The organism is Fluoribacter gormanii (genome assembly GCF_900156395.1).
In the GTDB taxonomy this organism is placed as follows: Bacteria; Pseudomonadota; Gammaproteobacteria; order Legionellales; family Legionellaceae; genus Legionella; species Legionella gormanii.
Genome location: NZ_FTNL01000022.1, coordinates 1 through 25,146, shown reverse-complemented (window position 1 = coordinate 25,146; position 25,146 = coordinate 1). Strand labels below are relative to the sequence as shown.

Genomic DNA, 25,146 nt, shown 5'->3' with positions numbered 1-25,146 from the left:
TGAATGATATACCTAGTAGAAAGAAGCCTAAATCGAGTTCGAATTCAATTATCTATGCTTGCCAATGCAATATTCAGTGTAGCATTCTTCTAAACTAGGCTTTAAATTTTCATTCTCAATTCCCAATTGTTGCACCAAAGTTAAAGTATGTCGTATATGAGCTGCTTTGGCTGGGGTAACTCTGAACGGCACTACAAAATCATGTTTCTTAGGCTCTGAGCATTCTTGGAGTAAGGATTTTTTGGTAACTCCATCAATATGTTTGCTTTTCTTTTCTTCGCTCGGCAAAGAAGGCTTATTTTTTACAAGACGACGCATTACATCATAATAAGTATGTATTTGTTGATAAGTCAAATCTACTTCTACAGCATTATGATTACTATAAATATCCATAGTTGGATTACGGGCAAGAGATGGATCATGTAATTGCGCAAGTCCTTCTTTTTCTAAGTGCTCAGCTTGGACAGGGGCCACTTTTGAAACTTTATTTTTAGGGAAACAACAGGAGGAGATAAAAATGCTGGCAAATAAACCGCCAACGATGCCCAAAAACGCAAGAAGTGGTAAAACACCGGCAACAGCAAGGGATGCACTGACTAAAATTCCCAAAACGGGTACTGTAATCCTCCAGTTTTGGGCAAGGAAATAAAAAAGTGGACGCACTGCATAAGTATAAGGAAGCAAGATAAAACCGTAAATTAGGCTTCTCCCGAGTGTATAAAGCCAAAAATTACGTGTTTTTCGTTTGATATTATCCTGTTCTGCTTCAATGTAATCGAACTTTGTACCAGCAAAACCGGCATAATTTAAAAAATGATCGCAAAAACAATTAGGCCCCTTTTTTTCATTTGGCGGGGTTACTTGAATAATGTACCAATCATCTTTCCAGCTCCCGAACGCTGAAACCGGATCATCGCCTTGCTTTTGCACGACAACTATCGGCTTATCAAGCAATTCATCCCAATAATCATAGGTTCTTTTGGAGTCATGAAGCCCCGCGGGATTCAATGCATCAACACGTGAAAGTTTATAATCCCCTTTATCAATGGCGAGCAATAAACTTAAAGAACCTCCTAAACTTACCCCACATACATGTATTTTATTGTTTTGTGTATTTAGCCATTCGTGAATTCTTTTTCGACCCATTATATAAAGCGATTCGCCGACTGTTTCAAAACCATTGGAATCAGTATTAACTTGGGGTAGAAAACCTTGTCCAGCTGGGTAAGTTGTCCCCATAAAAATTAAATGAGATTCAGCTTTTCTATGAAAAAGAGGTTCAAGTCCATAAGCAAAAACGCGATCAGTATCTTGGATAAAAAAACGCTTCCATCCTGAACGTTCTGTTAATTCGATTGGTTTAACTAGGTACTCGACAAGCTCCCAATTTCCATCAATATATTGAGGAATTTTGATTGATTCATAACGAGTTAAATCACCATAAGGGAGTAAGGTTAAGCAATTACTCAAATATAGATGGACCTGTTCCTCTTGTTCTTCAGTTAACTGTTTATTTCTTAATTGCTCAAAAAGCTCTAAAAAACCTTGTTGAAAAGCAAAACGTAATTCTCTTAATAACTCATGATCACGTTTTACAAAAATGGCATGCGCCACTGCCGGGGTTAAAAACTCAGTCCACTGCTCTGTCCATCCCATCATTAAAAATCGTACTGCATTGCGAGCAATAATGGGAGCCTGCATTTCTTGCGCCACTCCCTCAATGGTCTCAAATTTACTTTGCGAGGAAAAATTTAGATCTATTCCACCCTGAAATGTAGGTTTTATAGGCATATTTATCTTCCAAAATAATTAGAGAGAGTAATTTTCTTACTCTCGAAGCAAAAAAATTGAAGAACGATCGGATTTAAATACAGATGAAATGGTCAATAAAAAAATTCGAACGTTCTTAATATGGGATAAGTACTTATTATAATTTTTCCTGTTGCAACGAGGTCACAACAGCTGGACGTTCTGCAACAACGTTCATGAATTGTTCCAAATGTTTATATGCAGAAAGATCCATTTTAAAATAATGAGCCCAACGTAGTATGACAAACAAATAAGCATCCGGCAATGTAAAATCCTTGCCCATTAAATAAGGCCCTGTTGCAAGGTGCTCGTTAACATACTTCAACCTCATATTAATTACCGACATAAAAATGTTTTTTGTTTCTTCATTGAGATTAGGATTAAAAAACATGCCTAACGTCTTATGCAATTCCGTAGCAACATAATTAACCCATTCCAGAGTATGGTATCTTCTTAAATCACCAACTGATGGTAAAAGCTTTTGACCAGGTGTGATATCCGCCAAATATTGTAAGATGACCTGATTTTCAGTCAGTAATTCTCCATTATCAAGAGAAAGCGCAGGTACAGCACCTTTAGGATTAATCAATAGATAATTTTCGTCTGAGCTCGTTTTCTTTGCTTTTAAATCGACTTCTTCATCTTGAAAATCAAGACCTAATTCATTAAGAACAATACGTACAGCTAATGAGCATGCTGATTTAGTATAATAAAGTTTCATATCCACTCCTTTGATTAATGATCAATTATCAGGGTTGTAATTGATCATTAGGCTTTAGTAGGAAAACCCCTGGAATTATCTATGATATGCTTTTTGGACTCACAAGAGAACACCAGAAATTATATGCACTAGGAATCAGGTTTCAGTGTTCTATTTCTTTGAAGCTCTTCTTCTACTTCAGTAATTAGCTTCATCGTAGAGGATTGTCTTTTGATAAAAGGAAGAGTATCCCAAAAATATGTTTTCCTTAAAGTTTCTAAAGTAGTCTTATTTTCTTTTTTCCAGTTCTGAATATGCGTGAGTAATTCGTCAAGCGAAAAATTTTGACTTGGTCCAACGATATCCAAATATAACTCTTTCAATCTCAGGAATTTCTTCTGAGTAGACGAAGAGCAAGGCTCAAGAAGTAGCATATTCTCCATTCGCTCGTATAGCTTTGTAATTAGGTTCTTTTTTGTATTATTTGATACAAAAAATGCTATTGGTGGCTGTGGAAGAACATAGAATGGAATATTTTCACTAGGGCTGCCAAATTCCAACTCCGTTTCATAAGGTAATTCCATAAAAAAAGTGGAGGAAACCAAAGAAGAAACTGGTGCATGCTGGGTTGCTTCAATAAGTGCTATTGCGGAGTGTCTGCATGTATTGCCAACGTGCAACTCACTAACGCTGGCTTTTATTCTATTTACATCGATGTCATTTGGATTTATTTGATTGACGTCAAGAGGAGGTAAAATTTTCTCTCCACCAAATTTTAATGTGACTTCCTCATCAGTTGTGGTATGTGGTTTGTAACATTTAAATTGGTTATAAAATGACTGCGAGGCTTCTAAAACTCTCAAAAACTCTACATATTGCTCATATGTGATGTCGTAGGCTTGATAAGAAATTTTACTCCTGTGCCTTTTCTTACGAGAGATTCCTTCATCCATCAACACTCCCTTGTTCGCAAAAAAAAGAGCGTTGCAGATAAACTCCATTTGCATGAAATAATCTGAATCCACATCCTGCGTATAACCGCCATTTAAGGTAATCATTTCATAAAATTGAGCACCGCTAAGATGCAACCGGGAAGCCTTTTTCGGATTAATTTTATTTATATTTCTATCAAATTTATCGAAATCAGCTATTTTTACTTCTTCAGCTATCCCCAGATTATGGCCTCCGTCTGCTGTGATTAACGAGTTCACTTGCTCCGTAGTAAGATGCCATAAGTTAGATTTATTTTTCTTAATCTTTTTAAGATTGTTATCAAATAGTATAAAATCATTAATTGTTACTTCTTCAGATGTCCCGTCTGACTTGATATAATATAATTTTTTACCTTCTTTATTATTACAGTAAATATAACTCTCTTTGAATTTTTCTAGATCAACAGGTAATTCAGACCACGAATGAAGGTCACATCCTTCTTTAATATAATACATTTTTTTCTCTGCAACGTCGTTGCAATATACATAGCTCTTTTTATATTTTGTAAGATCATCAGGTAGATGCTCCACTAAATGGAGGTCAGATGCTATAGCGCCAACATTGCCAAATTTACCTACGCGACAAAGTAAATGACGGACTTTATTTTGGTCATACACTCCCAGCATTACAAAAGAATGTGGTCCTTGTTTATTAATTGAAATAAAAAAATTATCCGTTTTTTTGTTAACTGTTAGAAACTCAGGGAATGTTCCACTTTTCGACATAAGCATCATCTTTTGGACTTAGAGCACAAATTGTATCACACGAAATGTACAGATACTACAATCGAATATCATCTAGTTCAAAATGAAGTTCATTTGTTTTTATTAGAGGTAGATAGCCCCTTCCCGATGGAACAGGAGAAGGGGTAAAGAAAAGGATTTAAGACATACACTGTAATTCAGGGTGGTTTTTCAAAATTACTTTATATAAAGTTTGGTTTGCTTTAATAATCTCATCACCCAATTTAGATTGAGGATTTCCTTCACCACCCTTACCATTTAAAGCGACCACGGTAGTGACATTATTACAGGGTTGCCAAAAATACATTACGCGAAACCCTAATGTACTGCCTTTATATACCCAAAAACGCTGCTTGAGTTCCTTATCGTAAAGATATCCAACCCCCAAACCAAATCCATAAGGATCTTCTTCCGTCACGGTAGGAATAGTTTGTCCTGTTTTCATCGATACAACTGACTCTAATTCAGCTAAAATTCGTTCTCTGAAAATTGGCTTAATTAAGGTGCCATGATAAAGCAGTTGGACCCAGCGTGCGACATCTTCGGTAGTACCAACAATCGCCCCAGCAGCTCCCGCCCAAGATAAATCATTGCTTAAAGTATCAATTAATTTATTCTTTTCTTCATCATAAAAATATCCATGAACCCTTCGATCCTCAATCGATTTTCCTAGAGATTGACCATCAGGACCTGCGAGATAAAACATATCGTTTAAACCATTTTCAGCATTAATGATTCGCAATTTTAACTGGTTGGCAAACGTATCATTGGTTACTTTTTCTATAACCATGGCAGCCAGAATATAATTCGAATTCGAGTATTCATAAAGATTACCCTTTTTCTTTTCGAGTTTTTTTTCAGGATGAGCATACTTTAGTAGCTCATCATCAGTCCAAACAGTGTCTAATTGAGACTCCATTTTTTTCGAGAATTCATCATCTGCGGAATAATTTGGAATTCCGCTGGTCATATTCAGTAACTGTCTTAAAGTAACATTTTTCCAATTAGGATATTGCGGTAACCATTTTCCCAAAGGATCGTCCAGAGACAATTTATCTTCTGTTTGCAATTGCAAAATAATTAATGCAGTAAATGATTTGGTAATACTGCCAATATCAAATAAATTTCCAGGAGTAATCGCTTCGGATAAAGGAGGATATCCCATGGTTCCATGCACGACAGTTTTAATTTCTTTTTGGTAATTTTCCTGATTTTGAGGAATCAGGACTGAGGCGGCAATAGCAGTGAATTTTTCCTTTTTATTGTACTTCGTATAATAATCATCAATCTCCTTCTGCAATTGACTTGTAATATTAGAAGAGGTCTCTGAAGCAGCAGACAATATTGGCGAAATCAAAGAAGTGATTAAGGCTAATCCCAAAAATTTTGATTTTAATTTCATAAGATACCATCCTTGTTATATAAAAATTTTTGTCATATCAATCAGGACATAGATACAACACGAGCATACATCTGCAGGTTGGTTATTCTGAATCAACCTGCAGTTCATGAGGAGAATATCAGCTACTTGCTTGAGCTCTAAGTTTTAACTGTTCCAAAGCATTTTTAAGGCGAGTTAATACTCTTTCTCTACCTAATAAAGTTAATGTCATATCAATAGATGGAGACATGCTCGACCCTGTTACAGCGACCCGTAAAGGTTGTGCGATTTTCCCCATATTGATATCAAATTGAGCACTGATATCATTAATACATTCTTGCAAATGATCTTTTTCCCAAGAACCTACCTTTTGCAACTGTTCATAAAGTGCAGTTAATGGCTCCAAAATCACAGGACGTAAATGTTTTTTAACCGCAGCTTCATCGTATTCAATCGAATCCGTGAAAAAGTATAAACTCATTTGGCACATTTCAGCCAAAGTTTTGCAGCGCTCAGCCTGTATAGATACCAAGTCAGCTAACTTGGGTCCGTTGGATAAATCAATGCCAGCCAGTTCGAAGTGCCAACGTAACGATTCAGCAACCGCCTCCACAGGATCATTTTTTTGATAATGTTGATTTAACCAATACAATTTCTCATAGTTAAAACTTGAAACACCTCGACTTACATTCTTTAAATCAAAGCGTTCAATCATTTCATTGATACTGAAGATTTCCTGATCCCCATAAGACCAGCCCAAACGCACTAAATAATTTAATAAAGCATGGGGTAAAACACCGAGCTCTTTAAATTGCAATACGCTCACAGCACCGTGTCTTTTAGACAAACGCTTACCATCTTCACCTAAAATCATAGGCAAATGAGCGAATACTGGAACAGAAGCATTCAGCGCCTTAAACAGATTAATTTGTCGTGGTGTGTTATTAATGTGATCATCCCCTCGAATTACATGGGTAATGTTCATGTCTATGTCATCGATAACCACAGCAAAATTATAGGTTGGGTGGCCATCAGAACGCACCAATATCAAATCATCCAATTCACTGTTTGCAACATGGATTTCTCCATAAACTTCATCGTGAAACGATACTGTTCCTTGATCGGGGTTTTTGAACCGGATTACAAAAGGTTTATCCGATAAAGGCAAGTTTTTATCTCGGCAATGACCATCATAACGAGGTTTTTCTTTGGCTGCTAATTGTTCGGTTCGTAACGCTTCTAATCGCTCTTTGCTGCATTCACAACGATACGCCTTCCCTTCATCCAAAAATTGTTGCGCTACCTGATTATATCGCTCATAACGCTCCGTTTGATAATAAGGGCCTTCAGCATAATCCATACCGAGCCAAGCCATACCATCCAGAATAGCTTGTACTGATTCTTTGGTAGAACGTTCCTGATCTGTGTCCTCTATACGCAAAATAAACTCACCTTGATGGCGTTTTGCATACAGCCATGAAAATAAAGCAGTTCTCACGCCACCCACATGTAAAAATCCAGTAGGGCTTGGTGCAAATCGGGTTCTAACTGTCATAATCTGTTCCACATTGTAAGGAATAAAATAATCAAGCTATAATAACTGACTTTGCAGCCTGGGTGAAGCAAGTCACTTGAGATATTGTGCAAATCGTTTCAGGTTACACTGCGCCCTACTCCGGCTAAAATAAAAGTATTATCCGAACTATTTGGTGAGTTATTTTGAAAAGCATTGGTATTAAGTATCAACTAAGAATTACCACCCTCATTCCAGCCTTTCTAGTCGCCCTGCTTCTCGCTATTTTCTATAATGGACTGTTTGGTAATGACTTAAAACAACATATGTCTCGCTTGGGAGAAGCGTATATCCGCCAGTTACTCCCTGCAGCACAGTATGCAATGCTCCGGCGTGATGATCGTACCTTACAGGGTTTAATTAATGCATCCACAATTAATCCGGAAGTCATAGCCCTTGCTTTTTACAGCAGTGATGGACAATTACTTGCCTATCGCGGTGGAAAACACTCGTTGAGTAAACCATTTGATCCGCCTAAATTTACCGGGGATTACATTGAAAGCAAACAAATTAATCCTTTTACGATCAATTTCATCGCACCCGTTACTATTCCCAAATTTAATCTTTATTCAAATTCAGCATTCAAGAAGCTCCTAAGCCCCATGTCCACTCGGGCAGATGATATTTTAGGGTGGTTATCCATTGATATTGATATACGTTCGATGATAATAAAACGCTATCAAATGCTCATTGTAACCATTTTTATTACTCTATTTGGTTTGCTGATGGGATTAACCATTCACTATTTTCTCTCCAAGCGTATTTATTTGCCTATTTCTCGTTTACGTCGAAGCATGAAACAAATTTTGCGGAATGAATTTGAAACAGAAATAAAAACAAGTAGCCCGGGTGAATTAGGCCTTATTGAACAAGGCTGTTCGCATTTGCAAAAAAAATATCTCGAAACAATCCGTGATTTGAATCAACATATTGAAGTAGCGACTGAAGACCTGCAACAAAGCCTGGAACTACTCGAAGAAAAAAATATCGAGCTCTCACTCGAGAAGAAAAAAATAGAAGAAAAAAGCCGACAAAAATCTGAATTTATTGCCAATATGAGCCATGAAATCCGTACCCCGATGAACGGAGTGATCGGCTTCACGAATGTTTTATTGGAAAGCAAACTGGATCCATTACAATTGGATTATGTAAAAACGATTAAAGCCTCCGCACAAGATTTATTAGGCATTATTAACGACATTCTCGATTTTTCCAAAATCGATGCAGGAAAGCTTCACCTGGATTGCATCCCGTTAAATATTCGTCATTGTATTGATGAAGTTCTTACCCTTGCAGCACCTAATGCCCATAAAAAAGGAATTGATTTAATCCCTATAACCGACGTCACTGTACCCAAAATTGTGTTAGGTGACCCCTTCAGAATAAAACAATTTATCACCAATTTGGTAACTAATGCGGTTAAATTTACCGATCATGGTTATGTGTTGGTCCGCACTAAAGTAGAACAGGAAACGGACAAAGATTACACTTTATGTATCACGATTACCGATACAGGCCTGGGTATTTCCCCTGAGGATCAAAGTAAACTATTTACTGCGTTTAACCAGGCAGATACCAGCATTACTCGTCGTTATGGCGGCTCGGGACTTGGTTTGGTTATCTGCAAAAAGCTTTGTGAAGAAATGCATGGTCGCATTTCCTTTACCAGTGAACTCAATAAAGGCTCTACCTTTACTGCTCATATCAAAGTTGAAAAGCTGGCTGCCTATGAAATAGAAAAAAATCAAATACACCCCTTCGCTCATTTTAAAATGTTGTGCTTTGACGATAATTCACTGCACTTGGAGGCTCTATGCAATGGATTGGGTTATTGGGGAATACAATGTGTCCCGGTACATTCATTTAACCACCTGGCGAAGGCTTTGGAGAATAACAAAGATTGTCAAATTGCATTTCTCAACATCAATAAAGGCTATGAGCAAAAAATTAGTAAACTCATCTCAGAGCACAATTATTTCCCCTATGTATTGATTTCCAAATGGCTCCTTAATGATTATACCGCGCTTGGTGCCCAAGGCTTTTTATATAAACCAATTAGTATCCAAAAACTTCAAGACGTTATTGAATCACTTACCAGCCTGGAACAGGTTGAAAAACCAGCAAATCATGAGTTGGATAGTTTAAGGGAACAATTGCGTTTTATGCGGCCTGATTTGCTTATTGCCGAAGACAATCCGGTGAACAAGATGCTGCTTAACTCTTTATTAGGTACTCATGCAAACATGACTGCCGTTGATGATGGGGAGATGGCTGTATCCGCGTGCAATGACAAAAAGTATGATCTCATTTTACTTGACTTACAGATGCCTAAAATAAATGGATTAGAAGCATCCCGACTCATTCGTCAAAAATCACAACTCAATCGCCATACACCCATCGTTTTAATTAGTGCGAATGGTAATGATGTGAATAGTATTGATCTAAAAAAATCCGGGGTCGATTTTTGCTTACAAAAACCTATTGATGAAAAACAATTACTAACTCAAATCATCCGTATTGCCGATAAAGCAAAACATGCTGCGATTGACTGGCAATTGTGCGTGCAAAAAGTATCAGGAAATCAAGTACTTGCAGAAGAATTCCTTGCCCGATTTGTCGAGGAGTTACATAAAAACCGTGAGGAATTCATTCAATTAATGCATGACAAAAATATTAAAAAGTTAGGGGAAGCGGCACATAAGCTTCATGGCGCATGCTGTTTTTCCGGAGTACCTACGTTACAGAAAAAAGTAGTTCATGTAGAAAAACTGGCTGCTCATGCCGCCTCAATCGAAGAATTAGCGACTCCTTTTGCAGAATTAATTCAAAGCATTGATGCAGTAATTAGTGAGTACGAGAGTCAAAAAATTAGAATTTAAGTGTTTGCCTATTCCCATTATTGTAATTCCTTCAGGAGATCGATGGAGATGAGCAATGACCTTTAACCAGGAGAAAGAATGACTATAAAAAATGCAATATATGCTCAATCAGGTGGTGTAACTGCCGTAATTAATGCTTCCGCGTGCGGTGTGCTGCAAACCGCCAGGTTATATCCACAACACATTGGCAAAGTATACGCAGCCAAAAATGGAATTATCGGTGCATTACACGAAGAGCTTATTGATACATCGCTTGAAAGTGATGCCGATATTGCCAAATTATTGCAAACTCCTTCTGGAGCATTTGGTTCATGCCGCTACAAACTCAAAGATGATGGGGCTGAATATGAACGTCTGATTGAAGTATTTAAAGCACATAATATAGGTTATTTTTTCTATAATGGTGGGGGTGATTCTCAAGATACGGCCCATAAGATATCGCAATTAGGGACTAAAATGGGATACCCAATTACGTGTATTGGAATACCCAAAACTGTAGATAATGATCTTCCCTTTACAGATGCCTGCCCGGGATTCGGCTCCGTTGCTAAATATGTAGCGGTTTCTACCAAAGAAGCAGGTTTTGACGTTGCATCTATGGCTGCATCTTCAACAAAAGTCTTTATTCTTGAAGTAATGGGACGTCATGCCGGATGGATTGCAGCAGCAAGCGGATTGGCCAGTCAACAACCTGATGAGCCGCCCCACATTATCTTATTACCTGAAGTCCCTTTTCAACAGGCAAAATTTCTGAGCAAGGTTGATGAGTGCGTTAAAACCTATGGTTACTGTGTGGTTGTCGTATCAGAAGGAATTCGTAATACAGAAGGTAAATTCTTAAGTGATGCAGGACTTCGTGATGCTTTTGGCCATGCTCAATTAGGCGGGGTTGCCCCAGTCATTGCCCAGCTCATCAAAACCGAACTGAATTATAAATACCACTGGGCCGTCGCAGATTATTTACAACGTGCCGCGCGCCATATCGCCTCCAAAGTGGATCTGGAACAAGCTTATGCTCTTGGTAAAGCTGCAGTCGAATATGCCATAAAAGGTCAAAATGCCATCATGCCCATCATTATTCGTGAGCAAGATGAACCCTATCAATGGTCCATTGGACATGTGCCATTAGCCGAGGTTGCCAATCAGGAAAAAGCGATGCCCGCGGAATATATCGGTGCCGATGGAATGAGCATTACCGATGCCTGCAGAAGGTACTTGTCACCACTGATTCAAGGCGAGGCCTACCCAGACTACATTAATGGATTACCTGATTATGTTCGTTTGAAGAATCAATTAGTTCCCAAAGTTCTTAAATAGATTCTAATCGTAGCTTGGATGAAGCGCCGTCATCCAGGCTACAGTACACAATATATTGAAAATTATCCCATTTATAAATTAAGCAACCCATCACTTCATCTGCTACAATTAGAACAAAGGCAAGTAAAGAGGACTTCCTTTTCTAGCCAGGGCAGGTTGTATTTGGCCTATTTGAGTTGTAAATTATTGATAAATGGCACTTTATTTGCATATTTATCGTTGTACCAATCATTAGGAGCAGATAATGAAACAAAAAGGCTTTACTTTAATTGAATTAATGATCGTAGTGGCAATCGTTGGTATTCTTGCAGCAATTGCTATCCCGGCCTATCAGGATTACGTCGTTAGAGCACGTGTTACCGAAGGGTTAAGTATTGCCTCTTCAGCAAAAACTACTGTGTCTGAAAATGCATCGACTGGTGCTTCCGATTTAAGCTTGGGTTGGAATTTTACAAATCCAACTACTAATGTAAAAAGCGTAACTGTTGAAGGAACTACTGGTGCAATAACCATTACTTATGATGCGCCTGCAAAAGATATAATCTTAACCTTAACTCCAAAATCAAATAATGCAGCGCTGGTTCCTGGAACACCGCCAACCGATCCAATAACCTGGACTTGTTCGGTAAATAATCCTACAACCAATGATCGATACGTTCCTGCAAACTGCAGAAGTTAAGCGTATCTTTTTTAAAAAGCCGCTTTATGGCGGCTTTTTTATTGTAAGTTTAAATTAACCAAGAGTTAAAATATGTCACGTAAAAATCGAATCGAAAATTTAGTAAATCAAGAATTGGTTCCTGTTTATTTAAATGTTGAAGATGAATCAGGCAATCATCATGTTCCTGAAGGGGCACAAACTCATTTTAAGCTCACCGTTGTTTCGTCACGATTTACTGATTTATCGAAAATTGCACGACATAGACTGTTAAATCAATTATTCAAAGAAGAATTTGAGCTTGGATTACATGCATTAAGCATGCATTTATTTGCTCCTGATGAATGGGAGCGCAGAGGCAACACTGTTTTGAACTCTCCGGCATGTAAAGGTGGTTTTAATAAAGAACACCGAAATACGTAATTTCAATCCTGAGTGAGTTGTATGACTGGGTGTAATCAAGTGATAGGTATGTACTTCATCCAGGCTATCCTTTTAATGCAAATCCACATGAAACGGCATGTTTTTTGCTTTTTTATTCATGAGGTTAGGATATCCCTCTTTATAATTTAAAAAGGATTCATAATGAAAATAGAAGAATACAAAGCGCAATTCCTCGAATTTACCAAACAAGCGATGAAACTCAGCGACAAGTTCAAATCAAATTCTGATTTACAACAAAAGGTAACGAGGCTGAGTGGCCAGGCAGTAGAGTTTTATAAGAAGAACAGCGATCACAGGGAATCTGATTATCAATTAAAAATTGACATCTTTCTCGAATTCGATAACTTCTTAAAAACCATAAAACGCGATTTATTATTTCAATCACAAGATAAAGGAAAATCTATTTTTGCAAGTCCAAAGCAAATAAAACAATCTGACTCCTATGAGACGGTATCCAGTTTGGAAAATTCAATAACCCTATGATTTTAAAATATTATTGACAGTTTTTTTTAATTACAAAATAGGCATTAAATTTCATTCTAACTGTCAAAAACCTGTCAATAGCAATATAAAATAAGTGTGTGGCTTGTAATCTAAAGAGATTATTAATGCTCTAGACCCTCTTGATTTACATAAAAGTAACAAAGGTTAACCCTTTATGATAAAATAAACAGTAACGTCCTTCCGCAACTTCCTATATAATGCCTTGCATTTTTAATGAGTCGTTTTAATTAATGAACAATTGGTCTTCTGAAAAAATATCTGTATTCGCTTTGGTCTTACTGATTACCGGTGCAATTGATAGCATTAGAAATCTTCCCGGTACCGCCCTATTCGGTTCCTCGTTGATTTTTTTCTTTATCTTTTCCGCAATTGTTTTCTTAATCCCTGTAGCTTTAGTAGCAGCCGAACTATCCTCAACCTGGTCTGATGAAGAAGGTGGGATTTATAGCTGGGTAAAACATGCGTATGGTGAAAATTTAGCCTTTTTTACTATTTGGCTGCAATGGATCAATACCTTAGTCTGGTATCCAACTATTTTATCCTTCATTGCAGGCGTGATGGCCTATTTAATCAATCCTGAACTTGCCCAAAATAAATATTATTTAATCTCAGTAATCCTGGTTATATTTTGGTCATTAACACTGATCGCCTTATCTGGATTGCGTGCCTCAGCGCACTTTGCAGGTCTTTGCGCCATATTGGGAATGATACTCCCCATGGGATTTATTATTCTGCTTGCAGTGATTTGGGTCATTAAAGGTAATCCTATAGCAATTGATATGAGCCTCTCGCATTTAGTGCCGCACTGGAAAGACAGCCAATCCTGGGTATCACTCACTGCGATAATGACTTCATTTTTAGGAATGGAGCTCGCCGCAGTGCATGTTCGTAACGTACATAAGCCACAAACCAATTTTCCTCGGGCAATGTTTTTTTCAGTATTGCTTATCTTAACCACCATGATTTTTGGTTCTTTAGCCATCGCGTTTGTACTGCCAAAAGAGAAAATTAGTCTTATTGATGGAGTACTCCAGGCTTTTAATAACTTTTTCCAGGCCTATAATCTGGAATGGCTTTTGCCTATCCTGATCGCATTACTTCTGTTGGGGAGTTTAGGTGGTATGATCAACTGGATAATTTCCCCAGCTAAAGGCCTGCTCATGGCAGCCAATCATAACTTCCTTCCCAAGTTTATGTGCCAATTAAACAAACGCGGCATGCCTTCACGAATATTAATCACCCAAGCTATTCTAGTGACACTTTTATGCAGTGGTTTTCTGTTATTTCCCAGTGTGAACGCCATCTATTGGTTATTTACCGCCCTAAGCACCGAGCTCTACATCATGATGTATGTTCTGATGTTTATCGCAGCCTGGAAATTAAAAAGCAAATATTCCCACCTTGAGAGACCGTTTGCCATTCCAGGGAAAAAAATCGGTTACTATTTGACCTGTGTTTTAGGCTTATGTGGATGTACTATGACCTTAATTGTAGGTTTCATCCCGCCAGTTGAATTTATGAACTTTGGCAGTGCGTCACATTTTCGCCTGGTTTTTTCTGTGGGAATCGTGCTCATGATGATCCCTGCATTTTTACTGTACTGGCGTAAGAAATATATTACAAGATCTCGATAAGATTCGTAGCCTGGGCACAACAAAACCCAGGCTTCAAATTCAAGCCCTATCTGTTATAACTCATCCTTTTCTTCTAATGAAATAACTCGAGCTTCATGTTCCAACATAACTGGAATATCATCATGAATGGGAAAGGCCAACCGATCGAATTTACAAATAAGCTCTTGTTTCTTCAGTAATAATTTTCCCTTGCATAAAGGACACACTAATATTTCCAATAGTTTTTTATCCACAAAATTCTCCTATGAGACTAAGTCACTTTATTTCGTACATATACAGGTTGCGCTTGAGCCGCAGAAACAGGTTTTTGCGAAGAACGCAGAGCAAACTGAATCATCGCTGCCGCAGAAGGATTCATTGTTATTTTATCACTTATTTGTGATTTAATTTCTGGGGTAAAATCATTCCAATACAGATCTATTCCCGCTCCCGCAAGGAGTACAGGATGCTTCTCAGGGAGGCTAATTTCGCGCACTGGAGTAACGTGCTCCTCTGCTTCCCACTGATTCTCGGCAAAATAGGCCCAGTACATCTCGTGCATACGCGCATCTAACACTGCTAATATGGGTGCATGGTGCATTTGCTTTTGCTGACGCACTGACCAAGCAATCGCAACAAGGCTACTGACTGGAATCAGTTGCAAATCATTCGCATAAGCCAAGCCTTTTGCAATGCTGCATGCAATACGTAAACCGGTAAAGCTACCGGGGCCTCGACCAAATACTATGGCATCCAGCTGGTTCATTTGTAAACCGGCAGTCACCATCAATTTATCGATCATCGGTAAAATAAATTGTGCATGTGTTCTTTGATTACTTTGTTCCTCACAGAGTAATTCTTCTCCAGTTGACAAAGCCACACTGGCTGTTTCTGTAGATGTATCAATCGCTAACAGTTTCATAATCCAGCTCTAATTCTTTAATAAAGTTAAGCACTTTTTGCTCATCGCGAGTTTTTGGCAATTGCGGCAAGCTGGCCAGGATACGGCCACCATAGTCTCTGCTGGTCAGGCGGGGATCTGCAATCATTAAAACACCCTTATCGGTATTATCGCGAATTAAACGCCCTACCCCTTGCTTTAAAGCAATCACAGCTCCAGGTAAAGATAATTCATCAAAACCGGACAAACCTTTTTCTTTTAAATAAGCCATTCTCCCGCGAACCACCGGATCAGCCGGGCTAGAAAAAGGGAGTTTATCAATAATAACACAAGAAAGGGCCTCACCTTTCACATCCACCCCTTCCCAAAAAGTTGCTGTACCCAATAAAACAGCATTACCTAATTGCCTAAAACGCTCCAGTAAAATGGGTTTCGCTTCTGTTCCCTGAATTAATAAGGGATAGTTTAAAATATTGCCCATCATTTGAGCAACTTGTTTTAACGCTTTATGACTGGTAAAGAGAATAAAGCAACGGCCCCCCAAAGCATCGATGAGAGGAATGGCCCGAGATACTAATAATTCATAATAAGTTGAATCCTTAGGATCGGGTAATCCCCTGGGCAAATACAACAATGCTTGTTGTCGATAATCAAAAGGACTCGGTAATAATAAAGTCTTCGCTTCAAGCAATCCTAATGGTTTACAAAAGCAATCAAAAGAGTCTGCTATCGTTAAAGTGGCTGAGGTAAACACATATGTACTATCTTGGCGCTTGAGTAAATTGCTGAATGGCTCAGCAACATCATATGGAGTGACGTGAAAAACTAAAGTATGTTTAAAACGTTCGAGCCAACGTATTTGATTGTTATTTTCTTGAGCAAAAAATAATAAGACCCGAGTCAGCTCTATCAAGCGCTCTTTACATCGCGCAAGACCAGGAAATTCAGACAGTGAAAGATCGCTGAAACATTCCATCACCTCGTCTTTTAATGCCAACCACTCACTCCAGGCACTCATAAAGGATTTGTTGTATTTTAGTTCTTCCCAACTGATTCGGTCATCCATCCCGGGCAAACTACTCACCAACTCATCCATTAATCTATCTGCTTTATGGCTTAATGCTTTCAAAGGTTGATTTGCAAGATCTACAGCAGGCCATTCTTTGATAAGATCATCCAGGAGATCGCCAAATTGACGTGTTCCGATTCGCTCTCCATTAAAATGCGTGGCTATTTCAGCAAGTTGATGCGCCTCATCAAAAATAACTACATCAACACCAGGTAATAACTCGCCAAATCCTTCTTCTTTCAACCGTGAATCAGCGAAAAAAAGATGATGATTAATCACGACTATATCCGCATCCAGTGCACGTTTACGAGCCTTAAGTAAAAAGCATGTTTCGTGATTCGGGCATTCAATACCCAGGCAATTATCCACTGTTGAAGTCACATAATGCCAAACCGGGGAATCTTCACTCAACTCAGGCAATTCAGATCGATCACCGTTTATCATTTGTGATAACTTACTGCGAACATGTGCGACTTCATGGGCACATTGCGGGGTTTGAAATTGCCCTTCTTCGGAGTGCAATTCAACGCGATATTGACAGATATAATTCGATCGGCCCTTGAGATTTTGGATTCGCGCAGATAGCCCCATGGCCCTTACTAAAGTGGGTAAGTCTTTTTGATAGAGTTGATCTTGTAAGGTTTTGGTTGCTGTAGAAATGAGGGCTTTTTTTCCACTTAACAAACAAGGGAGCAAATAGGCAAACGTCTTACCGGTCCCTGTGCCTGCTTCAGCAATTAAAATTGATTTCTCTTCAATTGCCGTTGCGATTGCCACCGCCAAATCGGACTGTGGCTTACGCGCCACAAATCCGGGAATGGCAGTGGAAAGTCGTCCTTTCTCACCAAGAAAGCGCTGACATGATTCAGCAAGCGAAGTGATTTCTACCACTCTTTTTGTAAATATTGAAGTTTATCCTTAACCTCGTCCCAATCTTTGGCATCAGCAGGCGCATCTTTTTTAGCAGTAATATTAGGCCATGTTTTAGCAAGCTCCGCATTTAATTCTTTAAATTGCTGCTGCTCGGGGGTTAAATCATCTTCCGAAACAATCGCATTGACCGGACATTCAGGCTCACACAAAGCACAATCGATGCATTCATCGGGATGAATCACCAAAAAATTCGGTCCCTCATAAAAACAATCAACGGGACATACTTCAACGCAATCAGTGTACTTACACTTAATACAACTTTCTGTTACTACAAAAGTCATGAGAAACCTTTCTTATACTGGAAATAGTAAATATTAAATCATAAAACAGACTATTTAAGATAGTAATTTTCTTAGTAATTGCATCATCTAAAGGAGTCTTAATAAACTGAAATGCCTTAATGAATATGTTATAAATTTATAAAAATCAATATGATGCAATTATTCACCTTCTGCTCAATTTTAATTCTTGAAACATCAACAGGACTATGTTGTAATTTTACGCATTTTTTAAAAATACTGATGCGAGTGATATTTTAATTCTCACTAATTTTTTCTTAACTTGTCACAAGGAAATGGAATCTCATAGTGAAAATAAATATTAACTCCATTTTTTCTGATTTTTGACGTTGGAGTACCCGTGAGATTAAAAATAGAACCAATTAGTGCGAAACATCGAAAGCTAAGAAGACTGATACAGGAATTTAATAAAATACCCGCCGAAGATGAAATCCAGCGCTTATTCCAGTTACAAAAAATCAATTATGCCATCAATGCAACCCCCATATCTGAGGGAGAATATAAGTGGCTAGCAGCAAGCGATAATGAAAGTTGGCAAACCCATCTTAAAGCTCATGGAATAAATCCTGACGGCTCATTCCTTTTCAAAGGGTTCCAATTTGCAAAAGCAGTAGCAAAGCAAAGAGCAACGCCTGAATTAAAAGTAAAGGAAGACGAAGACATCTATCAGCTCATGCAAAAACGTGATGCATTACTAAAAAGCAATGAGCCTTTTGATAACCATGTAAAAGAACAATTTTTGAACATAAGTTATCGTCTGAATCGATTGGCAGAGCGTGATCCCGTTCTGAAAGCGAATCTGGATGAGCATGCGCAAATTTTACACCTGGCCAAAGAAAAAATCAGTGCCATTAAAGGGGAAAGTGATCTCAAAAGTTCTGAATATACGACAGAACCTCTAGGTAAAAAACAAGTCAATAATCACAACTATAAATTCAAAATGAAACGTTGGAAGAAATATCTTGTTTTACGCGTAGAAGATCGAAATGATTTAAGTTTTGAACAAGATCTTCACTCGTTTCCAGTAGCAAAATATTTCGTTAATGATGCGGCGCTTTTTATGATGCAATTCAAAACGGAAGATCATCAAGAAATTGAATACAAACCCGTGGTGATAAGCCAATTTGCTGAGCAAGGAAGTTTAATTCACGTCGCAAAAAAACTAAAAGGCGCCTCACAACAAATAATCGCGGCAACAGCTAAATATTATTTTAATCAGATTAATGATTTTTGCCTCCAACTCAAAGAAGCAGGTGCCTATCATCCTGATATTAAATTAAGTAATTTTTTGGTACACAATAACAAACTACTGGTCAGTGATCGCAAAGCTTTTGTCCGTTCCGCTAACCCTCTTGCAAATAACTTACGCTGTTCTCCGCGTTATGCGCCGCCGCAATATCTGGCTTGTCTCGATGAGGAGTGTGAAAATTACACCCCTAAAGCGCGCACGACTCGCATCGACATGGAACAATTGATGTCATATCAAATGGGTAAAGCCCTCAAAGAATTTCTGATTGTGGCCCAACTTGGTAAAAAACCCAAAATGGCTGGTGAGGTACAAAGTAGTGTACTTGCTCATTTTCACAAGCCCAATCGTGCCATTACTAACTTGTCCATACTTATTGACGAACTAACGCGCTTTGAAGAAGGAAAAAGGCTTACAATAGAACAATTCAAGAGATTACTACCCTTCCTCAATCATAACACCGAACTGTTCTATCAACATCTTGAACTGGAATTATCTTCAGAAACCTTGGGTATAGAGCGTGAATTAATTGAGGTTAAAAAACTCCTGAATTCCAATGAGTTCGAAGGCATAAACTATTTGAAACGAGCAAACGTAGTTTTTTCTGCCATTTCAGATCGCAATCCTGGAGAACCTCGTTTAAACCATATCGCTGAAAAGTTAGCGGCAAAATGCTATCAAAATTATTCAAAACAATATTTTTCCGGAATATCTCAACATATTGAAGCAGCCCTTTTAATCAATGATTGGAACGCTGCAAGCTGGTGGAGAAAAATGGTCCATAAGCTCTCCTTTGGTTATTTCAGAGTTGCACGAGTAACCACAGCAGACAAGATAAAGATTCCACTGGACTATAATGATGAAAACTTTCGCACTCATTTTGTTCATTTTGAGTTCTTGCCTGCAGATGAACTTGACAGTTTGGGCGTTACTGAAGCAAATCACTTTAAAGACTACTTTCAAGCACATTTTGATGAGATAAGAGCATTAACAATCCGTGAGGAAGAGGAAGCTTTTGATGCAACAGAAGCACCAAAAAATTCGCAATCCCCCTCGCTAAAAAAAGAAAAAGAAGAAGAATTAGACGAGGATCTACTACCCTCTGGAACAATGATTGTAAAGAAAAAAGATACTAAACAATCAGAAAAAACCGCTTCTTCTTTGGAAAGATCGGCTGATGTACCTGCCACCGAGCCCCAAAAATCTACATCTCAAACTGAAGAAAAACCCCAACATAAGAGAAACACATCCGTTACTCTTGCAGAAAACTATAGTTTTTTTGCAGCGCTTGCAAAAGGCTTCAAGGACATAGACGACCCACATGCTAAAAGAAGGTCTATTCATCGAGTCGGCTCCACCCTCTTCCGTGGCGAGATAAGATCACATCATCCTCGAATTGAGGAGATTTTTCAGCAACCTTTGCCTCAAGCAGCAAATCACCAAGAAAGTGTAGGTGTCCATATATAGCAATAAAAATTGTTAAGAACTCAGGGAAGAGCGCTCTTTATCAGCACTTGTTTTTGGTACTTAAACTGAATCAAAAAAATTAAATCACTATGGGGCTTTTGACAGCCCCTAGTTTTCATCTGTATTTGTATTGATTATTATACGGAAATCCCTAATGCACTTTTTGACCAAAAATGTAAAAGTTGTCTATATTTATAAATAGGTCAAATTGGTTTGATAAGGATATAACCAATGGAGTTGGAGCAAAAAAACAGGATTATTAAACGCTTTTTAAAAGAAGAAAGTGAAAATCCTGTTGCAGTGGAGCTGCAAGACATGGATCTGGCTCTTTATACCGATCTGCACAAATTATTAGATCATATTGATCTTCATAATAATGACTTATTTAACCTGCAAACTCTGGAAACAGACCAAGATCAGTGGCGGGAGTTTTGTGGTGTCATTAAATATTCTGCTACTTTTGAAAAAGGAGGCTCACCTCCTCTACTAAAAAGCGTTGATCTCAAGAAAGCAGAAGAAGGCATACGCTACACCCTGAACGCACATGACATTATTCGATTACCCAAAGATAATTACTACGAACGCCCAACCAGTATACCTCAAGATGTTGATGCTGAGTTAGATGATTTAATAGTCAATAGTAGAGCAAAGCTTTATACCCTGATACAAACCTTTCCAGAAGCAAAACCTTTTGATGCATCCAACTTATTACAAATTACAGCATTAATTCAACGCCATGAGGAAGAGATAGAACGGCTATCCAATGATAATTCAGAAAGAGAAGAGGCAGAAAAAAAATTAAACATCCTCCTTGATCTCAATAAAGTAAATGAATTGAAACGAATCAATATTGCTCAGGACAATGGACCAGACCGCTGCTATTGTACCTTAAATGAAAACGTAGGTGGTGTGACAGAGAAAATCTCGTTAATCAGTTTAGAGAGTGTAAAACAGCAATTGTCACGTCTATGTAATAGAGCAGAAGGTTTAAGCATTGAGGACTATATTACTGAAAGAGAGCACTATAAGCTCAGTACCCAAGCAATTATAAAATTACCCAAACATGGTGATATCAAGGAAGTACAACATGAAGCCATGGCTCTCAATATTTCCCGATTACTGGAATTAGATACTACTGCTGCAACCACAATTTCCCATAATGGACATCCTGCATTATTTATTCCTTTTGAAGATATTCGTTTGCTTAGTGAGTTTTCTTTAGGAAAAACATTCTATGCATGGCTAGCCGGAAAAACGTATACTCATTACTCAACTATTAAACCCTTGGGCGAAGGTTTTCAAGCTGATTGCTTTATTAATGATTTTGGTAATGTGCTCGGTTTACTTTACCTATGTAGTGATACCGATACAATAGGTGGTAACTGTCAAAACAAGGCATTAAGAAAGGCGAAATCACTTTTTATTTTTGATCAATCGATTATGGAGACCCACAAATTTATTCTTGATTCACGCTTGTGTCTTATACCTGGAGAATTTCTTATAAAACATACTCGCCATGGTTTGGGGCGCAATCGTACCATCATTGAAGACTCATCCATGCATTCCAAATTTCAAAGCATCGTACAGTTGCTCTCAATAAGCGATAAAATAATTCAATATATCAGTCATATTGCATGGCAGCATCACAAGCAACAACTCCGAATTAAACGACAATTTAAAAAACCACTAATCATCGAAAAACAAAGTGAATTAACTACCTGTTTAAGCGACTTGGTCGTTCTTGAGAAGGATGCAGAAACACTACGAGCAAGAATAATGGAACGCCTTCAGTCTATTGAAGATATGCTGCCACAAACGACAGGAAATGCCGGATTTCTTGAGATAAGACAAGCCTTAATTTTTGAAAAGTTACTCCATAATCCCATATTATTTAGTGACGATGGCCGCCCTTTTAAATATCCCTGGACACACAGACAACAGAATAAAATTAAGAAAATAGATGACCTCGGTGATGACTTAATACAACTGACTTTTAGTGACAAAGTCTCTGTGGCCATGTTGGATTTTATTAAGCGACGTGGTGGAGGTGATTCGATTACAACTACTTCCGCCAAAACAATAACCCTCAGTAAAGATCATTTGGCAGCTTTAAGGGAAGACTTGCTCCATCCCGAGCATCAGTTAGTCCTGGAATCTTCTACAAACTATTTGGATCCAGTTGATTTGGCGATCATCAAGGACGCTTATAACGCCGGAAACAGAACTTATGTGATGAACACGATTAGAACCTATCGTGAAAAAATGAACTCCATGATTTCGGCTGATGAAAAATTGAAATGCATCACAGAGACCGAGAAACAACTCAAAGAACTCATTGACGCAGCCTATGATAGAGGTTTTGGCATGCACGTCATTAAAAAATTCTTTTTTGACGCACAACAACAATTGCAAAAGCTGATGCCTCCTTTAAAAATCCCAATGAATTTAAATGGAGCATTTATTGCTGCTTTGAAGCTGGATAGAGTATCTGAATTTAATTCGGTAGTATTAGAGGCTGTAAAACACGATAAAATTACGGATCAATTATTCACAGGCTTTCTGGACGAATGCATCCTCAGAGCAGAAACTGCTACAAATTACACTCAAGCACAACATCAGAGTCGAATGCTCTCGAGCTCTGCGAAAAAAGTAATGCCACAATTTGAAGCGGTTTTTATGCCGTGGATGCACGTTTTAACAACAAGTTTGCAGCACAATGAGTTGAATCACCCTGAATCAACAGATATCACTGAAACAAAACACGAGAAAAAAGAAGATGATTGGATAGCAAAATCATCACCGAACTCATCAACATTGGATATGATACAAGAAGAACCAATAAGAATGTCATGTAATTGATAAGTCAAGGAGACTTGTTTACTAAAATGCAGTTAATGGAGCTAATATGCCTATACATGAAAGACGTCAACATTTTCGGGTAGAAGATCACATTTATTTTAACTACCGAATAATGGAACCAGGGGAACTGTGTCCTGATCGCACAGTTGTGGATCAACTTTTGGGAAAAAATGGGCAACGATACCTGGAAGCAGCACATTACTTTCAAGAAATTGATTATGAGTTGGCTGAGTTAACTCAAGTCATTGCACTTAAAGAACCAACAATAGCCCATTACCTTAACCTGCTCAATGCCAAAATAGATTATTTATCACGACAAATGCTGATGACAAATACCATTCAGCTACGCAAAGTCAATATCAGTCTAGGTGGAATGGCATTTAAAACACCTGAGCTCATTAAAGAGAAAACCCTGTTAAAATTGGTAATCTATACTAAACCCAAAATGATACCCATAATCGTTGAAGGAACCGTAGTCTATAGTCAATACCAAAACGAAAATACGTACCGTACAGCAGTATCTTTTAACGGATTAACAAACGAGCAGGAGCAAATTTTATCCCAGCATATATTATTGGCGCAGGCAAAACATCGTTCAGATTAAAAATAAATATTTTTAAGTACACAATTGCCGAATAACACGTAAACTATACAGCGTTTATATGTTTGGAAATAAGAGGCAAAACATGACCAGAACAGTATATTGCTGTAAGTTAAAACAAGAAGCCGAAGGCTTATTAAAACCACCCTTCCCTGGCGCATTAGGAGAACGGATTTATAATGAGGTATCAAAACAAGCTTGGAATATGTGGCTATCCCATCAAACTATGATCATCAACGAATACCGTCTGAACTTAATGGAAGCTAAAGCCCGTGAGTTTTTAAAAGAAGAAATGCAAAAATATTTTTTTGGTGAAGGCTCTGATAAACCGGCAGGTTACACTCCTGAATAAATCAAAAAACAAATAAATATTAAAACCAAATTAAATGAGGACGAATAATCTTATCTGTAATTTGCTAATTTGTAGCATTCAACATCCCGCAGATTAGTTGCGGGATTGTTCAGTTAAACTCAAAAAAATTAAAAAACAAAAAAAAATTTCAAAATTTCTTCCTGCACCCAAGTAATCTGAGCAAATAAAAACCAAACTAATTAACAATCCACACTTCGATCTTATTTAGGTCATAACGCATTGATTATGAACAAATAGTAAGACAAATATTAACCAATTAACTATAGAAAGAGTGTGATATAAAAAAGCGAATGCAATAGCACCCAAAAGGCGAACCCTTTAAAATCAAAAAATAATGATTTTTTTAAAAAAAATTGCATTCAACACTTGACTCAAAACGCTTATAGGAGTCTAATAGCAACCCTCGGGGCCAGATAGCTCAGTCGGTAGAGCAGAGGACTGAAAATCCTCGTGTCGGCAGTTCGATTCTGCCTCTGGCCACCATGAGAACCAACCACTTACGGTGAATTCCCGAGATTTTCAAATTTCTAAACCCATAACCTTTTCGTTAAATTTTTTTCATTTTGCGATGGAACCCGACTATTCCCCATTTCAGGGGGCACTAATCAAGAACACAAAGCCTCTTCCCCATTTAAGGGGGAAGCTATAATCAGCCGCAGCCCCTAACACAAACTTTATAATTTTCAAAATTTCTGAAACCATATGCACTTTGTTGAATGAGTTACATTTTACGTAACTCCCCACGTCATCCCGAACCCGAGCGCAGCGAGGGTGAGGGATCTCC

The 25,146-nt window shown here is 38.0% G+C and carries 19 protein-coding genes and 1 tRNA gene; 11 read left to right on the top strand and 9 right to left on the bottom strand.

Annotation, left to right across the window (positions count from 1 at the left end; genetic code table 11):
• Positions 1 to 48: 48 nt before the first annotated feature.
• The 5 genes from BW930_RS13170 to gltX all read right to left on the bottom strand — a co-directional run bounded on the left by BW930_RS13170 (position 49) and on the right by gltX (position 7,181).
• Positions 49 to 1,791 (bottom strand): hypothetical protein, encoded by a 1,743-nt coding sequence (locus BW930_RS13170; RefSeq protein WP_058467567.1) that lies wholly within the window; start codon positions 1,789 to 1,791, stop codon positions 49 to 51.
• Positions 1,792 to 1,927: 136 nt separating this feature from the next.
• Positions 1,928 to 2,530 carry a glutathione transferase GstA gene (gene gstA, locus BW930_RS13165; RefSeq protein WP_058467568.1) on the bottom strand — a complete coding sequence of 201 codons (603 nt, stop codon included), beginning with the start codon at positions 2,528 to 2,530 and terminating at the stop codon, positions 1,928 to 1,930.
• 128 nt (positions 2,531 to 2,658) lie between these two features.
• A complete protein-coding gene (locus BW930_RS13160) occupies positions 2,659 to 3,957 on the bottom strand; it encodes a hypothetical protein (RefSeq protein ID WP_432416319.1) in 1,299 nt (432 codons plus the stop codon).
• A 427-nt stretch (positions 3,958 to 4,384) separates the two neighbouring features.
• On the bottom strand, positions 4,385 to 5,647 hold the full coding sequence (locus BW930_RS13155) for a serine hydrolase domain-containing protein (protein ID WP_058467570.1): 1,263 nt from the start codon (positions 5,645 to 5,647) through the stop codon (positions 4,385 to 4,387).
• 118 nt (positions 5,648 to 5,765) lie between these two features.
• A complete protein-coding gene (gene gltX, locus BW930_RS13150; protein ID WP_058467571.1) occupies positions 5,766 to 7,181 on the bottom strand; it encodes a glutamate--tRNA ligase in 1,416 nt (471 codons plus the stop codon).
• 161 nt (positions 7,182 to 7,342) lie between these two features.
• Between gltX and letS the strand changes: the two genes are divergently transcribed.
• The 6 genes from letS (at position 7,343) to BW930_RS13120 (ending at position 14,635) form a co-directional block, all read left to right on the top strand.
• Positions 7,343 to 10,078, top strand: coding sequence for a two-component system sensor histidine kinase LetS (gene letS, locus BW930_RS13145; RefSeq protein ID WP_115266202.1), 2,736 nt, complete (start codon positions 7,343 to 7,345; stop codon positions 10,076 to 10,078).
• A gap of 78 nt (positions 10,079 to 10,156) precedes the next feature.
• On the top strand, positions 10,157 to 11,395 hold the full coding sequence (locus tag BW930_RS13140) for a 6-phosphofructokinase (RefSeq protein WP_058467573.1): 1,239 nt from the start codon (positions 10,157 to 10,159) through the stop codon (positions 11,393 to 11,395).
• Between the two features lie 244 nt (positions 11,396 to 11,639).
• Positions 11,640 to 12,074, top strand: coding sequence for a pilin (locus BW930_RS13135; RefSeq protein WP_058467574.1), 435 nt, complete (start codon positions 11,640 to 11,642; stop codon positions 12,072 to 12,074).
• Between the two features lie 72 nt (positions 12,075 to 12,146).
• Positions 12,147 to 12,476 carry a BolA family protein gene (locus BW930_RS13130; protein ID WP_058467575.1) on the top strand — a complete coding sequence of 110 codons (330 nt, stop codon included), beginning with the start codon at positions 12,147 to 12,149 and terminating at the stop codon, positions 12,474 to 12,476.
• A 162-nt stretch (positions 12,477 to 12,638) separates the two neighbouring features.
• Entirely contained in the window at positions 12,639 to 12,980 is a 342-nt protein-coding gene (locus BW930_RS13125; protein WP_058467576.1) for a hypothetical protein, read from the top strand.
• A 251-nt stretch (positions 12,981 to 13,231) separates the two neighbouring features.
• A complete protein-coding gene (locus tag BW930_RS13120; protein ID WP_058467577.1) occupies positions 13,232 to 14,635 on the top strand; it encodes an APC family permease in 1,404 nt (467 codons plus the stop codon).
• A gap of 53 nt (positions 14,636 to 14,688) precedes the next feature.
• On the opposite strand, the gene BW930_RS13115 is transcribed toward BW930_RS13120, so the two are convergent.
• Genes BW930_RS13115 through fdxA form a run of 4 tightly spaced genes read right to left on the bottom strand, consistent with a single transcriptional unit; the run spans position 14,689 to position 17,798 of the window.
• On the bottom strand, positions 14,689 to 14,868 hold the full coding sequence (locus BW930_RS13115; protein WP_058467578.1) for a Trm112 family protein: 180 nt from the start codon (positions 14,866 to 14,868) through the stop codon (positions 14,689 to 14,691).
• Between the two features lie 17 nt (positions 14,869 to 14,885).
• Positions 14,886 to 15,536: a tRNA (adenosine(37)-N6)-threonylcarbamoyltransferase complex dimerization subunit type 1 TsaB gene (gene tsaB / locus BW930_RS13110; RefSeq protein WP_058467579.1), complete on the bottom strand. Its 651-nt coding sequence runs from the start codon at positions 15,534 to 15,536 to the stop codon at positions 14,886 to 14,888.
• Positions 15,517 to 17,475: a DNA repair helicase YoaA gene (gene yoaA / locus BW930_RS13105; protein ID WP_058467580.1), complete on the bottom strand. Its 1,959-nt coding sequence runs from the start codon at positions 17,473 to 17,475 to the stop codon at positions 15,517 to 15,519. Before yoaA ends, tsaB begins: the two co-directional genes overlap by 20 nt.
• Positions 17,469 to 17,798 carry a ferredoxin FdxA gene (gene fdxA, locus BW930_RS13100; RefSeq protein ID WP_058467581.1) on the bottom strand — a complete coding sequence of 110 codons (330 nt, stop codon included), beginning with the start codon at positions 17,796 to 17,798 and terminating at the stop codon, positions 17,469 to 17,471. The genes yoaA and fdxA overlap by 7 nt, the downstream gene beginning before the upstream one ends.
• Before the next feature lie 358 nt (positions 17,799 to 18,156).
• Here fdxA and legK7 point away from each other — a divergent pair, with 358 nt between their 5' ends.
• The 5 genes from legK7 (at position 18,157) to BW930_RS13075 (ending at position 24,845) form a co-directional block, all read left to right on the top strand.
• Complete coding sequence (gene legK7 / locus BW930_RS13095; RefSeq protein ID WP_058467582.1) at positions 18,157 to 20,529, top strand: LegK7 family Dot/Icm T4SS effector kinase; 2,373 nt, start codon at positions 18,157 to 18,159, stop codon at positions 20,527 to 20,529.
• Positions 20,530 to 20,760: 231 nt separating this feature from the next.
• Positions 20,761 to 23,388 carry a hypothetical protein gene (locus BW930_RS13090; RefSeq protein ID WP_058467583.1) on the top strand — a complete coding sequence of 876 codons (2,628 nt, stop codon included), beginning with the start codon at positions 20,761 to 20,763 and terminating at the stop codon, positions 23,386 to 23,388.
• A 46-nt stretch (positions 23,389 to 23,434) separates the two neighbouring features.
• A complete protein-coding gene (locus BW930_RS13085) occupies positions 23,435 to 23,992 on the top strand; it encodes a PilZ domain-containing protein (protein WP_058467584.1) in 558 nt (185 codons plus the stop codon).
• A gap of 82 nt (positions 23,993 to 24,074) precedes the next feature.
• Entirely contained in the window at positions 24,075 to 24,341 is a 267-nt protein-coding gene (locus BW930_RS13080) for an oxidative damage protection protein (RefSeq protein ID WP_058467585.1), read from the top strand.
• 428 nt (positions 24,342 to 24,769) lie between these two features.
• Positions 24,770 to 24,845, top strand: a tRNA-Phe gene (locus BW930_RS13075).
• Positions 24,846 to 25,146: the final 301 nt, after the last annotated feature.